We start from the raw sequence: 20,677 nt of genomic DNA, 5'->3' as shown, positions 1-20,677 counted from the left end.
GGCGCGGCGGGGGCACCGCCGCGAGGTGGTTGGGGTGTCTGTGGGCCGGCGCCCGCGTCCACCGCCGCCCGGGGGCGTCAGTGGCGCAGGGCGCGGTCGCTCATCGACTTGGGACCACGTCCGAGGGCCAGCGTACCGGCCCGGACGATCTCCCGGACGCCGAAGGGCTCCAGGATGTCCAGCAGCGCCCGGAGCTTCTCCGGGGCGCCGGTGGCCTCGATGACGAGCGACTCGGTGGAGACGTCGACAACGGTGGCCCGGAACAGGTCCGCGGCTTGGGTGACCTGCAGACGCGTCGCGGCGTCGGCGCGGACCTTGACCATGATGTGGTCCCGCTGCACCGACGAGTCGGGGGTGAGCTCGACGATCTTGATCACGTTGATGAGCTTGTTCAGCTGCTTGGTGACCTGTTCGAGCAGCTCGCCCTCGGCGTCCACCACCACGGTGATGCGGGAGACGCCGTCGAGCTCCGTGGGTCCCACGGCGAGCGAGTCGATGTTGAAGGCGCGGCGCGCGAACAGTCCGGCCACCCGGGTCAGCACGCCCGGCTTGTCCTCGACCAGCACGGAGAGGGTGTGTCGGCTCATGGGTCAGTCCTCCTCGTCCCAGTCGGGGGTCATGTTGCGGGCGATCTGGATCTGGTCGTTGGACACGCCGGTGGGCACCATCGGCCACACCATCGCGTCGGCGGAGACCACGAAGTCGATCACCACGGGGCGGTCGTTGATCTCGAGGGCCTGCCGGATGACGTCGTCCACGTCCTCGTCCCGGGTGCAGCGCAGGGCGGCGCACCCGTAGGCGTCGGCGAGCTTGACGAAGTCCGGCACCATGATGCTGTCGTGGCCCGTGTTCAGGTCGGTGTTGGAGTACCGGCCGTCGTAGAACAGGGTCTGCCACTGGCGCACCATGCCCAGCGAGGAGTTGTTGATCACCGCCACCTTGATCGGGATCTTGTTGATCGTGCAGGTGGCGAGCTCCTGGTTGGTCATCTGGAAGCAGCCGTCGCCGTCGATCGCCCAGACCACGCGGTCGGGCTGGGAGACCTTGGCGCCCATCGCGGCGGGCACGGCGAAGCCCATGGTCCCCAGTCCGGCCGAGTTCAGCCACTGCCGGGGCCGCTCGTACTGGACGAAGTGGGAGCTCCACATCTGGTGCTGGCCCACGCCGGAGACGTAGACGGCCTCCGGGCCGGTCAGGGCGGAGATCCGCTCGATGACGTGCTGCGGCGAGCCCAGTCCGTCCGCCGGCTTGGGGTAGCCCAGCGGGTAGGTGGCCTGCAGGCTGCTGAGCGCGGTCCACCACGAGGAGAGGTCGGGGCTGCCGCTGCGCTCGAACTCCTGGCGCACGGCGGTCACGAGGTCCGGCAGGATCTCCCTGACGTCGCCGACGATCGGGACGTCGGCGGTGCGGTTCTTGGAGATCTCGGCGGGGTCGATGTCCGCGTGGATGATCTTGGCCGTGGGTGCGAAGGTCTCCAGGTGGCCCGTGACGCGGTCGTCGAAGCGCGCGCCGAGGGTCACCAGCAGGTCGGCCTGCTGCATCGAGTACACCGCCGGGACGGTGCCGTGCATCCCTGGCATCCCCAGGTTCTGCTCGTGGGAGTCCGGGAACACGCCCCGGGCGGTCAGCGTGGTCACCACGGGGGCGCCGGTCAGCTCGGCCAGCTCCATGAGCTCGGCGGCCGCGTCGGCGCGCACCGTCCCGCCGCCCACGTAGAGCACGGGCCGCTGGGCCGCCGCGATGAGCTTGGCGGCCTCCCGGATCTGCTTGGCGTGCCCGCGCGTCACGGGCCGGTAGCCGGGCAGGTCCATCCGGGGCGGCCAGGAGAACGTCATGGTGTCCTGCTGGGCGTCCTTGGCGATGTCCACGAGCACCGGGCCCGGGCGCCCGGTCGAGGCCAGGTGGAACGCCTCGGCGAGCACCCGCGGGATGTCCTCGGCGTGCGTCACCAGGTAGGAGTGCTTGGTGACCGGCATCGTCATCCCCACGATGTCCGCCTCCTGGAAGGCGTCGGAGCCGATCACCTTGGACGAGACCTGCCCGGTGATCGCGACCATGGGGATGGAGTCCATGTGCGCGTCGGCGAGGGCGGTGACGAGGTTCGTGGCGCCGGGGCCGGAGGTCGCGATGCAGACGCCCACGCGGCCCGAGGCGAGGGCGTAGCCCTCGGCGGCGTGGCCGGCGCCCTGCTCGTGGCGGACCAGGATGTGGTTGATCCGGTCCGAGTCCAGGAGCGGGTCGTAGGTCGGCAGGATCGCGCCGCCGGGGAGGCCGAAGACGTCGGTGACGCCGAGCTCCTCCAGCGCCCGGATGACGGCCTGGGAGCCGGTCATCTCCGTGGGGGCCACCGTGCTGCCCGGGCCCATGACGGACGGGACGGCGGGGACGGACTTCTCCGGGGCCCCCGGGGGCCGGTGGTCAGCGGCGGTCTCCGCGCGCTTGGTGGCCATCAGCGCTGGGCTGATCGGCTGTCCCTTGCTCATGTCACTGTCCTTCTGGTCTGGCCTTCTGGGCTGGTGCTGCTGTTCCGGCTCGGCTGTCGCTCCGCCGTGGGCGCCGGGCAAGAAAAAAGGCCCTCGCGGCACCGGGAGGTGCGACAGGGCCCGTGCGCTCGACCGGTCGTCGGCTCAGGCCCCGCGTCCGACGAGGACGCGTACCGTGAGCTGGACGACACCGTGGCTGAGTTGCATGCTCCCATGCTCTGCCGCCCGGCCGAGCGTGTCAATCTTCGGACTCCTTGTCCCACGATGTGAGACACGGCACGTCCGGATCACCCCTCCGCGTCCGCCGGGACGTCCAGCCGCCCCTCCTGCTGCAGGAACAGGGGCCGCTCCCCCGCGGCGATGCGCTCGAGCTGGGTCCGCAGCAGCCGCCGCACGCGCGGCTTGTAGGACGTGCAGGATCCGCCGGTGTGCGGGGTGAGGATCGCCCCGGGGGCGCGGAACAGCGGGTGGTCGCCGGGGAAGGGCTCGGGCTCGACGACGTCGAGGGCGCAGCGGAGCCGCCCGGAGACGACCTCCGCGGTCAGCGCGGGGGTGTCGACCACCCGGCCGCGGCCCACGTTGACCACCAGGGCGTCGTCGGGCAGCAGGGACAGCACGCGGGCGTCGACGAGGCCGTCGGTCGCCGGGCTCGCGGGCAGGGCCACCACGAGCACGTCGGCGTCGGGCAGCAGGGCCGGCAGCTCGTCGATGCCGTGCACGGGACCGCGCTCGTCGGTGCGGGCCCGGGAGGCCACCCTCGTGACCTCGACCTCGAAGGGGAGCAGCCGGTCGACCACGGCGGAGCCGATCTCGCCCACGCCCAGCACCAGGGCGCGGCTGTCTGCCAGGGTGCGGGTCTCGAAGCGGCGCCAGATCCCGTCGCGCTGCTGCAGGACGGCACGGTCGAGCTCCCGCTGGGCGGCGATCATCAGCCCCAGGGCCAGCTCGGCGGTCCCGGCGGCGTGCACCCAGCCCGCCGTCGAGAGCGCGAGGTCGGGCCCGATGGCCTCCGGCACGCCGTCGAAGCCGGTGCTCTGCAGCTGCACGAGCCGCAGGCGGGTCGCGGCGGGCAGGGCCCCCACCCAGCGGCCGGTGAAGTACGGAGCCACCGCCACGTCGATCTCGTCGGCGCGGGCCCCGACCGGGTCCCCGGCCATGTCCCACAGGACGTAGCGGAAGCCCGGGACGCGGGCGCTCAGGTGGTCCACGAGCTCCTGCTCCGGGAGGGAGACCACGCGGAGCTCGGAGAGCGGGACGGACGGGGCGGACGGCGCGGGGGTCTGTGCGGAGGGCATGACGGCCATGCTAGACGCCGCCGCCGTCCGGACGGCGGCGGCGGAATGGACAAGGCGGGACGAGCTGGTAGAGTACTCTCTCGTTGCGAGGCGGGACCCGGCGGAAGCCGGCCGGCGCGATTCGGCCCCGGGCCGGGAGCGTGCTAGTGTTCTTGCCGCACCACCAGCGCCTCTAGCTCAATTGGCAGAGCAATTGACTCTTAATCAATGGGTTCTCGGTTCGAGTCCGAGGGGGCGCACCCCAGAAAAGGCCCCTGGTCAGCGGAAACGCAGGCCGGGGGCCTTTGTCATGTGGTGACTTTTCGGGGCGGCTCATCGTTTACTCATCACTTTCACGTGACTCGTCGGCACGGTGGAGCAGCTGGTAGATCCGGGATCGGTGCACCCCGGAGGCGGTGGCCAGTCGCGCGACGGGGACCCCGGTCCGGCTCAGGGACACGATGAGCTCGTGTCTACGGGTGGCCTTCGGCCCGCGCTCCTGGTCGAGGGCCTGGATCTCACGGCGTAGCTGCGCCAGTTCAGCGAGCTGGTTCTCGGTGGCGGGTTCGCTCATGGTGCTCGCTCTCCTCGAGGGGCTGTGGACCCTCAGCGTACGTCTACCCCCTCGACATGTCTAGAGGGTAGACACGGAAAGTTCTGGCGCTCACTCCCCCACGCGCATCGCCTCAATCACGTGCGCGACGTCCACCCCGGCGGCACGCTCCACGTAGTGCCGGCGGGTGACCTCCGGGCTGCTGTGCCCCAGCTGCGCGGCCGCAGAATCCATGCCCAGTTCCCGCTCTACCAGCGTGGCCACCGCCCTCCGCAGATGCCGCAGCTCCACCTGCTCCCACCCACCGGCCCTTGCCGCCCGCCAACTCCGCGACGCATTCGCCGGTTCCCACAGCCCCCCGGTCCTCGAGGGGAACACGAGCCCACCGAAGGCGGTGCCGGCCGTCCCGGCGCTCGCCGCGTCGGCCCGTCGTCGGCGGAGGACGTCGACGGCGAACTGGGGCATGGCCAGGGTCCGGCCCGAGGTCTGGGACTTCGGGTGCTCCTGCCGGTGCAGCCCGCCGTCCTTGGTGCGCACCACTGTGCCCGACACGGTGAGTGTTCCGGCCTTCAGGTCGATGTCGCTCCACCGCAGCCCGAGCACCTCCCCTGGGCGCAGGCCGGTGCCGATCAGCACGTCCAGCATGTCCAGGACCGCGGCGTTGCGCCGCGGCCCATGCCCCTGCTCTCCACGTGCCCAGGCGTGCACGTGTGCCCGCAGCGCGTGCACATCCCCCGGGGCCAGGGCACTCACCGGGGCCCGGTTGATCTTGGGCGCCCTCGAGGACCGGACGGGGTTCCCGGTGGCGGCGTCGTGACGGGCGGCGAGGTCCATCATCATGGACAGGATGGTGCGAGCCCGTCTGGCGGCGGTAGGCCCGCCCAAGGTGATGGTTCTCTCCCGCCCACCGGCCCCGACCACGGTGGACTGGCGTTTCTGCTCAACCCCGCGCACCAGGCCTTCGACGCGGGCGGTGGTGACCTCCCGGATCCGCCAGGCCCCGGCCCGCGGCAGGATGTGGGAGTCCAGTGCTTTCCGGTATGTGTCCCGGCTCCCACCGGACACGTCCAGGGTGTCGTACCAGGCCTCGGCGAGCACCCTTACCGGGGTGTCGGGGGTGAGTTCGGCACCGGCGACTTTGGGGCGGTCGTCGAGCCGGTGGTACAGCTCGGTCTGGGCCGCGCCCTTGGTGCGCCCGCGTGCTTCCACGAGACGGGTGATCCCGTCGGGATCCCGGTATCGGGTGCGGGCGCGCCAGGACCCGGTGGGCAGTTTCACCACGGACACCACCCCGTGGTGCCCGATCGGCAGCGGCGGCCGCGGGCTCATGCGGGGTCCGCCTTTCGGGTGGGTGTTGCCATGGTGGGCTCCTGCTCGGGCGTGTTGTCGTGTGACCGCGGTGGGTCAGATGTCGAGGTGCGCTTCCCAGCGCGCTCGCTGAATCGCCTTGGTCTCTTCGGGCCCGGCGTTTTCGAGGCGGTCGCGGAGCACGGAGGTGGTGACGCCGAGCTCTTCGGCCAGGGCGTGCATGGTGTCGTGCCAGTGCCGGTGTGCCCAGAGCCGGTCGCTGGGGATGAGCAGGCGGGCGGTTTCCGCCCGGACGGCTCGTTCCACTGTCTCCGGTTGGTGGCCGGCGTGGCCGTGTTCGAGGTGCACGAGCTCGTGCATCAGCGCGCAGCGGCGTTCGGTGTCACTGAGCCGGTCGTCAATCCAGATGGTCGAGTGTCCGTCCGTGACGGCCGCGTGTGTGTGGAGGCGGTGGTGTCGGACGGTGATGTGCGGGGGGAGCACGGTCCAAGGGTCCATGTCTATGAATGTAAGCAGGGTGACGGACACGCTAAGACGTCGTTAGCAAACAAGCCGCGCCCATGAGGACGCAGGACGGACCAGTGGCGTGTTGTCCCTAGCCGGGGAACCAGTTGTCCTTGTCCGGGCTGGTGCTGTCGACCGCCTTATCGTTCTCGGGCACTGCGCCCTCGCCTTCGGTGGAGTCCCCGAAACGGAAGTCCCCGAGGGCGATGATGGGCAGCCGCAGAGGGTGCGCGAAGCACCGCCCGGTCACGTCTTCGAGCATCTGGCGCAGGTACGGCACGTAGGCCATGAACCCGGTGCGGTTGACGAACTCCAGGGCTGCGGCCTCAGTCACCTCGAGAGGTTCGTCGAAGTCGAAGAGCATCGCCCCGTCGACGAGGACATAGCCAACGGGGGTGTCGGTCTCAAACCGGATCCGCATCCCCATGCCATCAGTGGTCTTGCTCAGCTTCAGGTCGAGCTCAGGCTCCACGGGCGCACCTTCAGCACTTACTCCCGGCTCCTGCTGCTCGGGCGTGGCCCGGGCATGGATGTCGTAGTACTGGATGCCGCTGATGCGGACGTGCGGGTACAGCTCCTCATAGGAACTGATCTGATGCGGCGCGGCGCTCTCAGGCATCCTCGGCAACCCTCCCGTGGTACGACCGGAACAGCTCGGACACGCGGTGCCCCTCGATGGCCACAGCTCGCACCGAAGTGTGGATCATGGCGGGACCAACCGTGAACGCCACGTGCCCAGGCACCCAGTTTCCGTTGTTCTCAGCAGCCCCTGCCATGCGCGCGTTAGCGCACGCGATGATGCCCGGGCTCAGCGGCATGTCCTCGTGCAGCTCATCGATAGGCTGCCGGCGGGTGAGACCCCACAGGTACACCTCGTACCAGGACCACAGCTGCACGGTGCCGGCGGCCTGGTAGTGCTTGGGGAAGTCCCGGCCCCGGGTGCCCTGCGCCCACAGGCGTGCGGCCTCATGGGTGACGTCGAACCGGTCGGCGATCTCACTGAGCGTCACAAGCTCGTGCTCGAAGCGCAGCGCTCGCAGGCGAGGCTCCAGCTCGTGCAGGAACCGCTCCATGGTGCGCACAGCATCCTCTTCGGTGTCGGCCTCGGCGATGAGTTCCAGCTCGTGCAGGTCGTCGATGGCCGCGGGGTAAACCCCCAGTGGCGCGTCGAAGAAACGCTGGGACAGGTCGGGGTCCTCGATGTCGAAAGGCTCGGTGATGACTCGGGCTTGATAGGTACGGCGCATGGTGTGTCTCCTTCGTGCGGCTAGTATGTGCACGGGCTGTTGGGAATGTCCAACAGATTTGACGGGCGGCGTGTCACGAATGGATTGCATTACAGCCCGGTGACGCGCAGCCCGTGTGGGCACCGCTTCACGTAGGCCTTGATCCGCTTCACCTGCTCCTCGTCCCCCGCCTTCGGGCTCGTCCAGATCGACTTCTGACAGCCCTTCCCGCACTTGATCACCCCTGCCGGATGCGCCCGAGGGTTCGAGCTCTTGTAAGTCCATCCCCGGCCCACCAACACCTTGATCAGCGCCCATACCTGCCGGCCCGGCTCTCCACCCATCAGGCATCCTCCTCCGGCGGCAACTGCGACCCCTCCGCATCAGCATCCTGAGCATCACGCTCCAAAATGCTCTCCTGCGGCGCGTCATACCCCGCCATCAACTCCTCATCCACCGGCAACCCACCCTCAACCACCCGGCGCTCACGGCGCCGCTGCTCCAGCTCATCCTCGGCCGGCGTGTCGAGAGGGTGCTGCTTCTCGTCGGAGACCAGGGCCAGCTCCGGTGTTTGCAGAAGGTCGTGCTCAGGCACGGGGCTCTCCCCCGCACGCGTAATGGGGGCGGCGTCTCGGACATCGCCATCACCTTCTCTGTTGGTCGCTGCCAACCTCACCCGGAGCTCATCGAGCAACTGTGCATCAGTAGCACCGGCCAACGGCGCGGCGCTCGGAGCGACGCGGACGCCAATAGCCGCCGCAGCCGCAGTGAGCACATCCAGCTCAGGTACTCGCAGAGCTCGCGAGAGCCCCTCGATGGTCTTCCGCTGAGGAGTCTGTTCCATGCGCGCTCGCGAATCGTTGAGCAGGTTGTAGACGGTCTGCTTCGACAAACCGGAACGGCGGATGAGTTCCGCTGTGCTGATTTGCTGGCGATCCATCTGCTCCAGCATGTAGCGCCCGAGTGCGTGCATGGCTCCTACTGTGGGTCGTCGGTGAGTGGCCGGCCAGAGGGGCACCTGAAAAGGTGTCAAGCAATCCAACGATAGTTGACGCCGCTCGGCGTCAACTACAGGCCGCGCCATGTGGCGCACTACGGCGGAAAAAAGCGCAAGGAAAGTGCTTGACTCCTGATCCACAGTCAATCAAGCTAGGACTATCAACACCACAAGGATTGACAACAAGTCAGGCAGGAGACGAAGATGATGACTACCCACAGACGTCGAGCTCAAGCGAAAGGGCGTTGGATGCAGCTAATCGATCCCAAAATCCTTCAAGCCCACATGACTCACCGGAAGATCACGCAAGCACGTCTTGCCAGCTATGTCGGCTGCTCCCGCCAGTTCATCCACTCTTTGCTGATCGAGGACAAGTACGACAAGGCGGCACGGCGCAGCTGCACCCCGGATCTTGCTCGCCGTATCGAGGAGGTACTAAACGTTCCGTCGGGTGCCATTTTCGTACCGAAGAAGTCCACCGAGATGGTGCCTACTGCACACGCTCGAAGGTCCAAGCCGGTGGCGGCGTGATCGCCCCGCTCGATCCCCGTGCGCGTCTCACCCCGCGGGAGGCCGCGGAGTACGTGGAGTTCTCGGAGAAGGCGATGCGCAACTGGCGTTCGGCTGGCACGGGCCCGGCCTACATCAAGGCCCATGGCCGGATCAGCTACGTCGTGGCGGATCTCGACCGGTGGCTGGAGTTCCACCGCGTGTCCCCTACCAGGACCACTCCTGCGCTGCTCCGCAGCGCATAAAGAAGGCCCTCACCTGAGGCAACAGGTGAGGGCCGATAGATCCCGTGAACGAATCTGACAGGAGCATACCAATGAACTCGGACAATACGAACCAGTCCCCGAACCACCCAGCTGTGCGTTCTCAGGCCGTCCCGGCCGAGGTGTACGCGGCGCGTCAGTTCGGGAAGCTGCTCCGGGCGGAGCGCATCACCCGGGGCTTCACCCGGGATGAGGTGCTGGCCGCGATGGGTCTGCACCCGGTGCACCACGCGTACATCCTCTTCGGCGTGGAGTCCGGTGACGTGGAGCTGACCGTGGGTCAGGCCCGGATGCTCGACCGGAAGCTGGGAATCCCGGCCCCGCACCTCATGGCCGAGGTCGGGCTGATGGATGCCCACCACCTGGAGCCCGAGGATGTGCCGTCCGCCGGCCGCCAGATCACCGGACCGTCGGTCGACACCACGGACCCGAAGTCGTTCCACCCCACGGCCGCAGCGGTGCTGTCGTTCGCGGCCGCGGCGTTGCTGATCCTGGCGACGATCACGGCGATCTGGGGCGGAGGCCCGTGGGGTGTGGCCGCGGCGATCATCTGCGGGCTGGGTGCCTGGGCGGCGCTGTCCGTCGGGTTCCTCAGCCTGTGGGCCAGGGCTTCGGTCCGGCAGTGGCAGCTCAACGCCGGTGGGCGGTGACCCCGGTGAGCCTCTCCCCCTGCTCCACACCGGTTGAGATCGTGACCTCCGCGCTCCGCCGCCGGGGCCTCGACCCGGACCTGTACGACCTCGAGGACCTGGTGCACGACCTGCGTGACGTCTCCGGGGCGCCGCTGATCGTGGTCTGCGCCTCGGATCTCTTCCCCGCTGTCGCCCGCGAGAACCTCAACGGCTGACCGCCCCACAGACCGGCGGGTCCCTGAGTGTCTGGGGGGACCCAGGGGCCCGCCACTTCTTCATCCATCACCACCCGCGAAGGGACCACCTGATGAGCACCACGATGAAGCGTTTCGAGTACATCTCCGGCGACCAGCTGCGCGTCGTCACCGTCGACGGCGAGCCCTGGTTCGTCGCCACCGACGTCGCCACCGTCCTGGGCCACCGCGACGCGGCAACCATGACCCGCTCTCTCGACGACGACGAGAAGGGTACGCACCAGACGCGTACCCTTGGCGGCGCGCAGACCGTCACCGTCATCACGGAGGCCGGCCTCTACCGGGCGATCCTTCAGCGCCAGACCGGGCGGATGGTCGAGGCCTCGACCCGGGCACAGGTGAAGGCGTTCCAGCGGTGGGTCACCCATGACGTGCTCCCGCAGATCCGCCGCACGGGCGCCTACGCGATGGAGCCGGTGAAGTCCCCGGCGGAGCTGACCCGACTGGAGATCCTCGAGCTGGCCATGGAGGCCGAGCGGGAGAACACGGTGCTGCGCGCCGCGCTGGAGTCGGCGACCCCGGCGATCGAGTACCACGACCGGTTCGTGGCCGACGGCGACGTGGAGACCATCAAGGCCTGGGGCATGCAGTTCGGTCTCACCGACAGGCAGGCCCGTGAGCAGCTGCTCGAGCGGAAGCTGATCTACCGATTCACGATCGGTGAGCGCTGGTCCGAGAGGCGCGGGATGAAGGTCACCGAGTACGAGTACCGGCCCTACGCCGCGCACCGTCACTTCTTCGACCTGCGGCCCCAGCACAACGCCCCGCGCTTCCACAACGGCCAGGTTCGCCAGACCCTCTACGTCCGCCAGGGCCAGGCCCTGGCGTTGGGCAAGCGGTGCTGTCTTACCCCGCTGTTCGTGCAGACCGAGATCTTCGACGGTGGTGAAGCGGCGTGACCATCACGGACAAGATCATCGAGCTCGTCGGCTACCTCGATGCCTGCGTCGTGGTGACCGGCGGGTACCACCTCAACATTAATCACTACGACTCCCAGCCCGGTCACCACATCATCCGCGTCCAGGTGTTTCCCGAGTCCCTGGAGCAGGCGCAGGACATATCTGACGTCCTCGACCTCACGTTCGTCCAGAGCGACCGGTTCCCCCACCAGTACGAAGCGACTCGGGACGGCGTGCACTTCTTCTTCCAGCTCAACCGTGACGACTCGGAGGGCAACCCGCCCCAGGTCACCGCGCCCGAGGAGGACGCGGCATGAGCCCTATCGAAGAGGTCCGGAACGCGCACCGTGAGTCCCCGTCCGGGACGTACGAGGGTGCGGCCGATCTGGCGTCGGACCGTGAGGTGCTGCTCGACATCGTCGCCCGGGTGGAGGCCCTGCACGCGCCGGTGACGGTCTGCGAGGACTGCGCCCACCCGACGAGCCCGGTGTGCCCCGCGGCGCGGTCCGGTCGCGTCTCTCACACCTTGTCGGTGGTTTGCGCGGCGTGCTGCACGGATGGGCGAAAGCACCAGCTCTCCATCTGCGTGATGACCCACGACCACACGGGGTCCCCCGAGGGCCGGTGCTTCACGATCGCCACGATCTACGCGAGCGGCGCCGAGGGCGGTGGTCCCGGTGACTGACCGCGACGACCGTACCGCGCGTTTGCGCCGGTTCTTCACCGCGGTGGAGGCCCTGCGCCCGGATGGCCCCGCGGCTGTGGAGCAGCTGCTCACGGCCCTGGATCAGATCCCTGTTTCTGCCCTACGACCCGAGGAGTCTTCGATGTCCACTCCCCTGCCGCCGGCGTTCAGCCCGGCTCTTGACCAGTTGCTCGAACGTGTCGCCGCAGATGTGCGGGAACGGGTGCATGGTGTTCTGCCTACGCCCCGTGAGGCGGGTGTCTTCACCACCGGTGGTGTCCTGGCCCCGCGGATCACGGATCCGACGAGGCGTCCGCGTCGCACGGAGCGGCCCCGCCTGAAGGTGGTGCACGCCTACGATGCGAGGTTGCGTCTGCCGGTGGACGCGCCGGAGAACTTGGCGGGTCGTGTGGCTGAGCGGCACATCGGTGAGTGGGTGGTGTACTACCTCGCTGAGGATCCGTTGCACGACGAGAAGCTGGGGACCTATGCGTCCCCGCGTCACGCGTTCGCGTCGTTGGACCACCACCTGCATGACATGGGTTTGGTGGAGGACCTGGTGGATCCGGCGGCGGATGTCCCAGCCGAGGGTGGTGTCTCTGATGCCGCGTGAGGGTGACAAGTTTTTCTGCGACCGGTGTGTCCGGGTGCTGAAGTTCCCGGGCCAGGGCAAGGGGTCCCCGGGTGCGGTCGCGGTGGCGGTGTTGACCGACGACGTGATGTGGTGCCAGATCTGCGTGTCCCGCCACGGTCTGCCGCCGGAGATGTCCGCGGACCCTGACTCGGCCCCTGTCCCGGTGCCGGCCGTATCGCCCGTACCGCTGCATGAGGCTCTGCTGTCCGCAGTGGAGACGTTGGATCGGGTGGAGGCCCGGGACGCGAAGGAGTCCCCGAAGGATGAGCGACCGGTGCGCCGCCCGTCCCGGCCTCGCCCGAAGACCCGGAACCTGATGGACGCGACTGCGTCGGCGGCCGCCCCGCAGGTCGCGAAGAAGTGGGCTGCGGAGATGCCCGGCCCGTCCCCGATCCGTCGCCCGTCGGTGGCGGAGAAGTACGGCAAGCCGGCTCCTGCCCCGATCTCGGTGGCTCAGGCTCGGGCCCGCCAGCTGGCGTTCGCGCAGGCCTACGCGGTGAAGCACGGCCATCTGATGGCCCCGCCGACCCGTCGGGGCGTGGTGCCTCACGATGAGATCGCCGCGGCGGTGGCGGCTGTCGGGGAGGACGCCCCGCCGGTGTACGGCCACGGACAGCTGTTGACCGCCCCGCAGGCGGCCGACTACCTGGGGATCGCTTCGACGACGTTCTCGAAGTGGAAGAAGCTCTACGGGTGCCCGGTGGCGGAGCGCACCGTCACGGGTCTGGACCGGGGCGGCGTCGCGCTGTACCGGATGGAGGACGTTGAGGCGCTGCGTTCTGATGCGGAGGCCGCCCAGTCCGCCAGGGCCCGGGAGGCGGCGGCACCGTCCGTGGCCGCCCGCGCTGCCCGGGTCTCGGAGCGGCTGGAGGATCTGCACCGCCTCCTCGCCGAGGGCCGGTCCCGGGAGGAGGCCGCGCGGATCGCCGGGTACCGCAGTGTCAACTCCGCCCGCGCCGCCGCCTGTGGTGCCGGGCGGGCCGATATCCAGGCCCTGCTGCGCACCAGGGTCAAGGCCGGCCCCGCCGAGGTGGAGGAACGCATCCGGGTCCTCGAGGAGCTGTGCACCAACGGTGACGCTTTCGGTGATTCCTGGAAGCGGGCCGGGTGGACGTCGAGGTCGGCCGCGGAGCGGTCCCTGGAACGCCATGACCGCCACGACCTCGCGTCGTGGATCCGGACCGGCACCCGACCAGCCGTGGCCCAGGAGCGTGCGGCATGAGCGTGACCTTGACCGATCTCTTCTGCGGCGCCGGAGGATCCTCCACCGGGGCGATCCAGATGCCTGGCGTGACCGTCCGCGCCGCGTCCAACCACTGGCAGCTCGCCGTGGACACCCACAACACCAACCACCCCGACGCCGACCACATCTGCGCGGACCTCTCCCAGATCAACCCGGCCTACTTCCCCAAGACCGACATCCTCTGGGCATCCCCCGAGTGCACCAACCACTCCATCGCCAAGGGCAAGGCCCGCCACAACCAAGAGCCGGATCTGTTCGGCGATGCCCTGCCCGCCGAGGCGGCCGAGCGATCCCGCGCCACCATGTGGGACGTCCCCCGCTTCGCCGAGGTCCACAAGTACCAGTCAGTGATCGTCGAGAACGTCGTCGACGCCGCGAACTGGATCCCGTTCAAGGCCTGGCTCCTGGCCATGGACTCCCTCGGATACGAGTCCCGCACGGTCTACATGAACTCGATGCACGCCTGGGCCGGAGGCGCCGCCGCCCCGCAGTCCCGGGACCGCATGTACGTCGTGTTCTGGCGCAAGGGCAACCGGAAACCGGACCTCGAGCACATGCAGCGACCCCCGGCCTGGTGCTCCGAGCACGGCGAGATCCGCGCCATGCAGGCATGGAAGAACCCGGACAAGCGCTGGGGCCGCTACCGCGCCCAGTACGTCTACCGGTGCCCGCAGGTGTCCTGCCGGAACCAGATTGTGGAGCCCGCATGGTTGCCGGCCGCGTCGATCATCGACTGGTCCGACCTCGGCACCCGCATCGGCGACCGTGACCGGCCGCTGGCGGAGAAGACCATGCGCCGCATCCAGGCGGGCATCGACCGGTACTGGAAGGGCCGCCCGGAGCCGCTCGTGGTGAACAACGTCTCCGGGTCCGACTGGACCCGCTCGTCCACGGTGCACGAGCCGACCCCGACGATGGTCGCCGGTGGGCTGCACGCCTCCCTGCTCGTCCCGGTCGAGGGTCGGCTGGGCAAGGAGGCGCAGCCCGTCGGGATCCCGGCGCGGACGCAGACCACCCGCAACGAGACCGGCGTCTGCTTCCCCGCGATGCACCTCGAGGCCGCGGGCAACACCTACGACGCCGCGGACCCGAAGCACCCGGCGCACGGCCGGGCGGACGGCTACTACCGGGTGTGGCCCGGCGAGGACCCGTTCAAGACGATGCACACCACCGCGTCGAAGGGTGTCGCGTTCCCGCCGTTCATCGCCGAGCTCCGCGGCGGCGGCTCGGATGCGAGATCCACCGGAGAGGCGCTGTCCACGGTCACGGCATCCGGGAACCACCACGCACTGATCATGCGGAACAACACCGGCGGCGCCGAGATGTCCACCCCGGTGCACGAGCCCGTCCGCACGGTCACCACGCACGGCCACCAGTCCCTCATCACCGAGGGCCGGACCATCGCCCCCGAGGACTGCCGATTCCGGATGCTCTCCCCTCGCGAAATCAAGACGGCCATGGCCTTCCCCGCGGAGTACCAGCTGCTCGGCAACAAGCGCGAGCAGGTCCGCATGTCCGGCAACGCCGTCACCCCACCCGCAGCTCGAGACCTGATCACCACCGTCGCCGAAGCCCTCGGCACCAATTAGGAGGACTGACCAATGCCCACCAACGACTCCCCGCGCCCCGTCCCAACCCCGGCTGAACTGCACGCCATGTCTCGCGCTGTAGGACAGGCCCGGCTCCGCGAGTTCGCTGACTCCGTCTCCGAGGAGATCGACGCCCGCGAGAAGACCGCGAAGGAGGAGCGTGACGACGCCCGCTTCGCGGAGGCTCACCGAGAGGAGCAGTCCGCCAGCCCGACCCCGGCGGATGTCGTCCCCGCGCTCTCCCAGTCCCCGTTCCATCGTGTCCCGGTGGTGGAGCTGACGAGGGAGCAGCGCCTCCGGGTGGAGGCCTTGCATGCGGCCCGCCGGGTGCTGGGGAACCCGCACACCAAGGGCGGGCAGATTGCCGCGGCGTGGGCGCAGCAGACCATCGAGCTCGCCGACTACATCGTCACCGGCGACGTCTTCCAGGAGTTCGCCCAGGACGAGGTGGAGGGCACCGATGCCCGGCCGGAGCCCGCTGCCCGCCCGGACGGTGTGCGTGTCATCGAGATCGACCCGGACAAGCCCCTCCCCGCTGATGCCCCGCCGGCCCTGCACGCGTTCGTGCGGCAGATGAAGGAGGCCGCCGCGGTGGCCGCGGATCCGGAGGCGCGGGCTCAGCGCACACGGGCCTACGTCGACAGCGTCCGCTCCCGCCCGGATGGGCTGAAGGAGCTCAACGCGCAGGGCTACTTCCCGGTGGACGGCTCCGAGCCGCCCCGGGACGAGCCCCTCCATGACGCTTACTGCCGCCGATGGGCCTTCAACCAGGAAACGGGCAGGTGGACGCGCGAGGTCCTCCCCTCGGACGTCACCGGTAAGCCGTCCATCATCTCCGCGGCCTGGGGCCCCGTCCTCGCGGAGCACGGCCCGTTCCATTTCTGCGGCTGACCGGCCCGGACGAGACCGAAAGGAGTGAGTCGTGACTACTGATGTCCGCACCGTGGTGTCGTACGTGGGCGGGAAGTATCAGGCGTTGATCGTGGACCGGGTGCCGGCGGATGTGCCGGTGGAGGTTCACCGAGGCCTGCTGGTGGAGAAGTTGGTGCACGAGCTGTCGTGCAAGGGGTACACGGTGCGCCGGTACAAGATCGTGGCCCGTCCGGTGCCGGCCCCGTCGGGTCGCCCGCGGGGTCTGCATGTGCGGGTGGAGTACACCTACAACGCGATGTCCCCGGACCAGGTCCAGGCTCGGAAGAAAGCCATTCGGCTCGGGTGGGAGACGGGGCTGGTGTTCCGGGAGTTCCGGGCCAATGGCTCCCCGGAGGAGATCCGGTCCCTGGGCGCGATCACTCTGTCCCCGTACCACCCGGCCATGGTCCACGACGATCCGGAGGCCGCCGTGGTGTTGCACGCCGCGTGGATCAAGGGCCGCACCGCGGGGAAGGACGGCAAGCCATGTCCCGCGTGACCAACCCACCCGCCCCGCCCCCCGCGTCGTGGAAGACACGGCAACAGTTCCAGACCCTGATCGCCTCCCTAAGGCTCCAGAGCCGGGAGCTGGCCGAGGGAGACCCGAACTTCGTTCTCGAGGCGTCCTGGCAGCTGGCACTGGCCCTGCGTTGGCCCACGGTGGACGACGTCGCAACCGAGCTCGCCAACGCGCTCGGGGTGGGGTGGGGCGCCGCATACCGGATGTGGGCCCACGGACACATTGGCTGCACCTGCCCTGTCGGATGGGTGTCCTACTCCGAAGTCGGCCCGCATCCCACCCCTGAATGTCCCGTCCACGAGGAGAACTCACGATGACCGCGACCGAGAAGGCCCTCCCAGTCATCACTCGAGACCCGGTGATCCTTGGGGACTTCCACGAGGCCTACGACAAACACCGCATCACACAGCAGCGTGCCCTCGATGACGCGAAGGCCATGGGCGCCGAGGGACTTCACCAGTTCACGTCGTTCTTCGGGGACGTCCACGTCGTGGGGCTGCTCCCGACCCCCGGTAAGGAACCGCCCGCCGGGTGGTTCTTGCGGAAGAAGGACGGGGTGTGGCGGCCCCTGCGCAAGACGAAGAACAGCCCGCAGGAGGTCCTGGATGCTCACCAGTGGGTGACCGACCACAGGGTGGCTCCGAAGCCCGCGTTCGTCCTCAAGGACTATGGGCTGGAGGCCACGACAAGGAGCCCCGCGGACCGGGACGGCAGCTTCCAGTGGGGGCCGGCCAAGGTCCAGATCCTGTCCGACGCCATCGTGGTGGACCCGCGGCTCGGCTCGTGGTTCAGCGGCGCCCCTGACCCCGTGTACTGGACACCGATCAAGCGCTCCGAGCACGAGGCCCTCCTCGAGCAGGAGGCCGACCGTGGTTGAGAACCCGCACATCCTCGTCGTCACCACCGACCCGGACGACCCGGAGGAGTTCCGCGGCGTGGTTGAGTGCCACGACCCGGAGCGGACGCACTGCAAGCTCTGGTTCGAGTGCCGCGCCTGCCGGAACACCGAGCGTGCCGAACACGCTGCGGGCGGCGGTTTCGAGCAGGTCATTCACGGCGAGGTGCACCACGTCTACGAGGGCATGCTCATGACCGACTCCGGTCAGTGCATCAGCGCTTACGACGACGGCCCCGCGGCGGCCGACGAAGCGGCCGACGACATCGGCCTCACCGGCCGCTGGTACGTCGACGTGGAGTGGTGCGAAGGCCTCATCGTCAACGCCGGCGGCCACCCGGAGCGCGCACCCGAGGAGGCCACCGGTGCTTGAGACCGCGCCCTCCGAGACCTGTTGCTGCCTACCCGCCCGGGAGGGCAAGGCCGCCCGCCGTTCCAACGCCTGCCCCATGCACGGGTGCACGTGCGGCGTAGGCCGGCACGGCCGCGCCGAGGACCGCGCGAAGGTCGACGGCTCCTGTCCCTCCCACGGCACCGCCCCCTCCTTGGCGGTGCCGCAGGGCGCCCGCCCTACCCGTGTCGTCCCGCCCCTGGATCCGTTCGTGCTGGCGGAGGTGGACCTGGAGATCCTCGCGCTGGAGAAGCAGGTCTTCAAGTACCAGGGGGCGAAAGACCAGCGGGCGGCCGAGGTCATCGGCGGCCGGTACGGCGGGGTCACACCGACCCGCTACTACCAGCGCCTCAACCAGCTCATCGATCATCCCGAAGCGAACCGTCTGGAACCGGCCCTGTGTGACCGGCTCCGGACCCAACGAGAGGACCGCCGACCGTGACCACCACCGCACCGCGCCTGATCCTGGCGCCCCAGCACTCCCAGGAGCTCCGGGCGCGCCATGCCCCGCGCTTCGGGGAACGCCCCAAGGCCGTGACCTTGGGCCCCGAGTTCGGCTTGCCCATGGCCCGCTACTACGTCCACCCGGACGGCTCTCTCACCCGCCCCCGCGACGAGCTCAGCGCCGCGGTCATCAATATCGCTGAGGCGATCAACCGGATAACCGGCCTGTACACCCCGGCCTACAAGACCCTCCAGGCCGCCGCCGCCCAGACCCGAGACGACTTCACGAAGGGAGCCTGACCATGGCCACGCAGAAGATCGAGACCGCCGAGGAGCTCGAGGCGTTGCTGGGCTCCGGCGACATCGGGGAGGGCGCGCTCGTGAGGGAGGAGGCCGGGGACGTCTGGTTCGTCTATGACACGGAGGACGGGCTTTGGGCTGTCCGGACCCCGACCGAGGAGGAGTGGTACGCGCGCAGGCAGTCGCCCGTCCTGGTCCCGTTCGAGGACTTCTCGCTGCCCCTGTACGTGACGACTGAGAAGCTCGCCGAGCCGTCTCGCCCTCGCGTGGTCTGTATCTGCGGCTCGACCCGCTTCCGGTCCGAGATCGCCGAGGCGAACCGGGTCGTGACCATGGCCGGCCGGATCGTGGTGGCACCCGGTGTCTATGGGCACGACGGCGATCCCATGACCGACGACGACAAGACCCGTCTCGACGATCTGCACCGCCGCAAGATCGACCTCGCCTATGAGGTGCTCGTCGTGAACCCCGGCGGGTACATCGGACACTCCACACGCCTCGAGATCGGCTACGCCGTGCTCTCCGGAAAGCCGGTCCGCTACACCTGGGCCGGCGAGCTGGACGCCTACACCTGGGTCGACGAGGAGGACCCCGGTGTCTGAGTACCCCGAGTACGCCGAGCTCCAGGGGCTCCGCGCTGAGGACAACCGCCGGCGGGCTGGGGAGCTTGCGAAGACGCGCAAGAAGATCGCTCTCAAACGCGAGCTGCTCGCCCTGGCCCTCGGGATGCACTCAGCCGATGACCGGTCCCACTACCTCCGCGCCACGGCCAGAGGGTCCACCCCGCACCCGCGCGGACCTCGCTGGCAGCGTCGCCGCCTCCTCCGGATCGCGGCCCGCTACGACGCGATCGCCCGCACCTACCGGCGCGCCCTCGTGGAAACGAACCGCGCCTACCACCCGCCCGTGATCAAGAAGGGACTGACCCGATGACCGACATCGACCTCACCCCCGCCACCGAAGCGGCCGCGAAAGCGGTCCGCGGCTCCCGGGAGTACTTCGCCGCAGGCTTCGGTGTCCCCGACGTCGCCCGCGACCAGCACCACTTCGGGGTTGACGGCCACCCAGGCGTCACCCGTGTCGCCGTCGAAGCCGCCACCCCGCTGATCGCCGCGGCCGTGCTCGACATGGTGGCCGACAAGATCGGCCCCTACACCCTGGCCGACCCGGCCATCACCGACCCGGCCACCGGCGAGTACGTGACCGGCGGATCCATGGCCATCCAGCTCAGCGAAGACGGGGAAGACGCAGCCATCGTCCGCAGCTACCTCCGCCACCTCGCCGACCAGTACCGCAAAGAGACCACCAGTGCCTGATCAGATCACCACCCCCTACCCCGAACCAACCCCCGCAGCGCTGACGGCGCTCGCCGCGGCCACCGCCCAGGCTCGCGCCGTGGTCGTGTACACCATGCCGTCCTGCATCCAGTGCGACCGCACCAAGGCGTGGCTGACCCGCAAGGGTGTGCAGTTCACCGAGGTCGACATCACCACAGACCCGGCCGCCCACAGGTTCGTGACCGAGGTCCTGGGATACCAGCAGGCGCCCGTGGTCGTTGTCGACGCCCCGGACTCCGAACCCGGCCAGGAGTCATTCATCCACTGGTCCGGTTTCCGCCCGGACCAGCTCACGATCGCCCTCCCGATGATCGGAGTTCAGCGATGAGCACCGACCAACCTCAGAACAGCGACGAGCAGCCTCAGCAATGGGTGATCGCCTACTGCGCCAACCTCCGGTTCCTCGGAGTGCAGATGGGCGAAGCCGTCCGAAAGTTCCAGGCCTCGAGGGGGAACCTGTGATCGCCATCCTCGCCGTCTACGGCCTCGCTACGGCGTGCGGCGCCGCTGTCATCTCCGCGGCCATCTACGGCCGGACCATCACGAACCAGGGGGCCTGACATGGGATACGCCCACTACGAACTACCGGACGGACGCGAAGCCGGGTACGGGGTAGAAGCCGAGTGCGACGCCCCCGGGTGCACCAACAAAGTACACCGGGGCTTGGACCAGCTCTGTGGAGAGACCCCGGATGGCCACCGCGGCCCCGATGAGTACGGGTGCGGAAAGTACTTCTGCACCGAGCTCCCCTCTCACCATGACTGCCCGAACCCCGCGTGCGGACAGTACTCACCGGACGGGGACCTCTACTGTCAGCGCCCCCG

The 20,677-nt window shown here is 69.1% G+C and carries 30 protein-coding genes and 1 tRNA gene; 21 read left to right on the top strand and 10 right to left on the bottom strand.

Annotated elements, in window-relative coordinates; translation table 11 throughout:
• Positions 1-77: 77 nt before the first annotated feature.
• The 3 genes from ilvN to CRM73_RS00450 all read right to left on the bottom strand — a co-directional run bounded on the left by ilvN (position 78) and on the right by CRM73_RS00450 (position 3,778).
• Complete coding sequence (gene ilvN / locus CRM73_RS00460; RefSeq protein ID WP_017833218.1) at positions 78-587, bottom strand: acetolactate synthase small subunit; 510 nt, start codon at positions 585-587, stop codon at positions 78-80.
• Between the two features lie 3 nt (positions 588-590).
• Positions 591-2,483, bottom strand: coding sequence for an acetolactate synthase large subunit (locus CRM73_RS00455; protein ID WP_035928889.1), 1,893 nt, complete (start codon positions 2,481-2,483; stop codon positions 591-593).
• Between the two features lie 287 nt (positions 2,484-2,770).
• A complete protein-coding gene (locus CRM73_RS00450; protein ID WP_052133057.1) occupies positions 2,771-3,778 on the bottom strand; it encodes an NAD(P)-dependent oxidoreductase in 1,008 nt (335 codons plus the stop codon).
• A 166-nt stretch (positions 3,779-3,944) separates the two neighbouring features.
• Between CRM73_RS00450 and CRM73_RS00445 the strand changes: the two genes are divergently transcribed.
• Positions 3,945-4,017, top strand: a tRNA-Lys gene (locus tag CRM73_RS00445).
• Positions 4,018-4,097: 80 nt separating this feature from the next.
• Here the strand turns inward: CRM73_RS00445 and CRM73_RS00440 are convergent.
• From CRM73_RS00440 to CRM73_RS00410, 7 genes are all read right to left on the bottom strand, one after another.
• The gene (locus tag CRM73_RS00440; RefSeq protein WP_229586379.1) at positions 4,098-4,331 is read right to left on the bottom strand and encodes a hypothetical protein; all 234 of its coding nucleotides are present in this window, start codon (positions 4,329-4,331) and stop codon (positions 4,098-4,100) included.
• Positions 4,332-4,421: 90 nt separating this feature from the next.
• Complete coding sequence (locus CRM73_RS00435) at positions 4,422-5,639, bottom strand: tyrosine-type recombinase/integrase (protein WP_229586377.1); 1,218 nt, start codon at positions 5,637-5,639, stop codon at positions 4,422-4,424.
• A gap of 75 nt (positions 5,640-5,714) precedes the next feature.
• Entirely contained in the window at positions 5,715-6,116 is a 402-nt protein-coding gene (locus tag CRM73_RS00430) for an ImmA/IrrE family metallo-endopeptidase (RefSeq protein WP_229586374.1), read from the bottom strand.
• A 97-nt stretch (positions 6,117-6,213) separates the two neighbouring features.
• A complete protein-coding gene (locus tag CRM73_RS00425; RefSeq protein WP_229586372.1) occupies positions 6,214-6,741 on the bottom strand; it encodes a hypothetical protein in 528 nt (175 codons plus the stop codon).
• Entirely contained in the window at positions 6,734-7,369 is a 636-nt protein-coding gene (locus CRM73_RS00420) for a hypothetical protein (RefSeq protein WP_229586370.1), read from the bottom strand. The genes CRM73_RS00425 and CRM73_RS00420 overlap by 8 nt, the downstream gene beginning before the upstream one ends.
• Before the next feature lie 89 nt (positions 7,370-7,458).
• Positions 7,459-7,692 carry a hypothetical protein gene (locus CRM73_RS00415; RefSeq protein ID WP_176337528.1) on the bottom strand — a complete coding sequence of 78 codons (234 nt, stop codon included), beginning with the start codon at positions 7,690-7,692 and terminating at the stop codon, positions 7,459-7,461.
• Entirely contained in the window at positions 7,692-8,321 is a 630-nt protein-coding gene (locus tag CRM73_RS00410; protein ID WP_229586368.1) for a helix-turn-helix transcriptional regulator, read from the bottom strand. The genes CRM73_RS00415 and CRM73_RS00410 overlap by 1 nt, the downstream gene beginning before the upstream one ends.
• 228 nt (positions 8,322-8,549) lie before the next feature.
• Between CRM73_RS00410 and CRM73_RS00405 the strand changes: the two genes are divergently transcribed.
• The 20 genes from CRM73_RS00405 to CRM73_RS00310 all read left to right on the top strand — a co-directional run bounded on the left by CRM73_RS00405 (position 8,550) and on the right by CRM73_RS00310 (position 20,181).
• The gene (locus CRM73_RS00405; protein WP_229586366.1) at positions 8,550-8,876 is read left to right on the top strand and encodes a helix-turn-helix transcriptional regulator; all 327 of its coding nucleotides are present in this window, start codon (positions 8,550-8,552) and stop codon (positions 8,874-8,876) included.
• Positions 8,873-9,100, top strand: coding sequence for a helix-turn-helix domain-containing protein (locus tag CRM73_RS00400; RefSeq protein ID WP_229586364.1), 228 nt, complete (start codon positions 8,873-8,875; stop codon positions 9,098-9,100). Before CRM73_RS00405 ends, CRM73_RS00400 begins: the two co-directional genes overlap by 4 nt.
• 71 nt (positions 9,101-9,171) lie before the next feature.
• On the top strand, positions 9,172-9,768 hold the full coding sequence (locus CRM73_RS00395) for a hypothetical protein (protein ID WP_229586362.1): 597 nt from the start codon (positions 9,172-9,174) through the stop codon (positions 9,766-9,768).
• A gap of 41 nt (positions 9,769-9,809) precedes the next feature.
• Entirely contained in the window at positions 9,810-9,965 is a 156-nt protein-coding gene (locus CRM73_RS00390; protein WP_229586360.1) for a hypothetical protein, read from the top strand.
• Between the two features lie 92 nt (positions 9,966-10,057).
• Positions 10,058-10,903: a BRO family protein gene (locus CRM73_RS00385; protein ID WP_229586358.1), complete on the top strand. Its 846-nt coding sequence runs from the start codon at positions 10,058-10,060 to the stop codon at positions 10,901-10,903.
• The gene (locus CRM73_RS00380) at positions 10,900-11,220 is read left to right on the top strand and encodes a hypothetical protein (RefSeq protein ID WP_229586356.1); all 321 of its coding nucleotides are present in this window, start codon (positions 10,900-10,902) and stop codon (positions 11,218-11,220) included. Before CRM73_RS00385 ends, CRM73_RS00380 begins: the two co-directional genes overlap by 4 nt.
• A complete protein-coding gene (locus tag CRM73_RS00375; RefSeq protein WP_229586354.1) occupies positions 11,217-11,588 on the top strand; it encodes a hypothetical protein in 372 nt (123 codons plus the stop codon). The genes CRM73_RS00380 and CRM73_RS00375 overlap by 4 nt, the downstream gene beginning before the upstream one ends.
• On the top strand, positions 11,581-12,201 hold the full coding sequence (locus CRM73_RS00370) for a hypothetical protein (RefSeq protein WP_229586352.1): 621 nt from the start codon (positions 11,581-11,583) through the stop codon (positions 12,199-12,201). Before CRM73_RS00375 ends, CRM73_RS00370 begins: the two co-directional genes overlap by 8 nt.
• Positions 12,202-12,538: 337 nt before the next feature.
• Complete coding sequence (locus CRM73_RS00365; RefSeq protein ID WP_229586350.1) at positions 12,539-13,444, top strand: hypothetical protein; 906 nt, start codon at positions 12,539-12,541, stop codon at positions 13,442-13,444.
• A complete protein-coding gene (locus tag CRM73_RS00360; RefSeq protein ID WP_229586348.1) occupies positions 13,441-15,054 on the top strand; it encodes a DNA cytosine methyltransferase in 1,614 nt (537 codons plus the stop codon). The genes CRM73_RS00365 and CRM73_RS00360 overlap by 4 nt, the downstream gene beginning before the upstream one ends.
• 12 nt (positions 15,055-15,066) lie before the next feature.
• Entirely contained in the window at positions 15,067-15,945 is an 879-nt protein-coding gene (locus CRM73_RS00355; RefSeq protein ID WP_229586346.1) for a hypothetical protein, read from the top strand.
• A 31-nt stretch (positions 15,946-15,976) separates the two neighbouring features.
• Positions 15,977-16,465 (top strand): hypothetical protein, encoded by a 489-nt coding sequence (locus CRM73_RS00350; protein WP_229586344.1) that lies wholly within the window; start codon positions 15,977-15,979, stop codon positions 16,463-16,465.
• A gap of 334 nt (positions 16,466-16,799) precedes the next feature.
• Positions 16,800-17,363 (top strand): hypothetical protein, encoded by a 564-nt coding sequence (locus CRM73_RS00345; protein ID WP_229586342.1) that lies wholly within the window; start codon positions 16,800-16,802, stop codon positions 17,361-17,363.
• A complete protein-coding gene (locus CRM73_RS00340; protein WP_229586340.1) occupies positions 17,356-17,754 on the top strand; it encodes a hypothetical protein in 399 nt (132 codons plus the stop codon). The genes CRM73_RS00345 and CRM73_RS00340 overlap by 8 nt, the downstream gene beginning before the upstream one ends.
• Positions 17,747-18,214 carry a DUF3263 domain-containing protein gene (locus CRM73_RS00335; protein ID WP_229586338.1) on the top strand — a complete coding sequence of 156 codons (468 nt, stop codon included), beginning with the start codon at positions 17,747-17,749 and terminating at the stop codon, positions 18,212-18,214. The genes CRM73_RS00340 and CRM73_RS00335 overlap by 8 nt, the downstream gene beginning before the upstream one ends.
• On the top strand, positions 18,211-18,516 hold the full coding sequence (locus CRM73_RS00330; RefSeq protein ID WP_229586336.1) for a hypothetical protein: 306 nt from the start codon (positions 18,211-18,213) through the stop codon (positions 18,514-18,516). Before CRM73_RS00335 ends, CRM73_RS00330 begins: the two co-directional genes overlap by 4 nt.
• Positions 18,517-18,518: 2 nt before the next feature.
• A complete protein-coding gene (locus CRM73_RS19825; RefSeq protein WP_370658506.1) occupies positions 18,519-19,118 on the top strand; it encodes a hypothetical protein in 600 nt (199 codons plus the stop codon).
• Positions 19,111-19,449, top strand: a complete 339-nt coding sequence (locus CRM73_RS00320; protein ID WP_229586334.1) for a hypothetical protein — start codon at positions 19,111-19,113, stop codon at positions 19,447-19,449. The genes CRM73_RS19825 and CRM73_RS00320 overlap by 8 nt, the downstream gene beginning before the upstream one ends.
• Positions 19,446-19,832 (top strand): hypothetical protein, encoded by a 387-nt coding sequence (locus CRM73_RS00315; protein WP_229586332.1) that lies wholly within the window; start codon positions 19,446-19,448, stop codon positions 19,830-19,832. The genes CRM73_RS00320 and CRM73_RS00315 overlap by 4 nt, the downstream gene beginning before the upstream one ends.
• Positions 19,825-20,181 carry a glutaredoxin family protein gene (locus tag CRM73_RS00310; RefSeq protein WP_370658505.1) on the top strand — a complete coding sequence of 119 codons (357 nt, stop codon included), beginning with the start codon at positions 19,825-19,827 and terminating at the stop codon, positions 20,179-20,181. The genes CRM73_RS00315 and CRM73_RS00310 overlap by 8 nt, the downstream gene beginning before the upstream one ends.
• Positions 20,182-20,677 lie beyond the last annotated feature (496 nt).

The sequence above is a fragment of the Kocuria sp. CCUG 69068 genome (genome assembly GCF_020833785.1).
GTDB classification, from domain to species: Bacteria; Actinomycetota; Actinomycetes; order Actinomycetales; family Micrococcaceae; genus Kocuria; species Kocuria rosea.
This window is presented reverse-complemented; position numbering and strand designations above follow the sequence as displayed.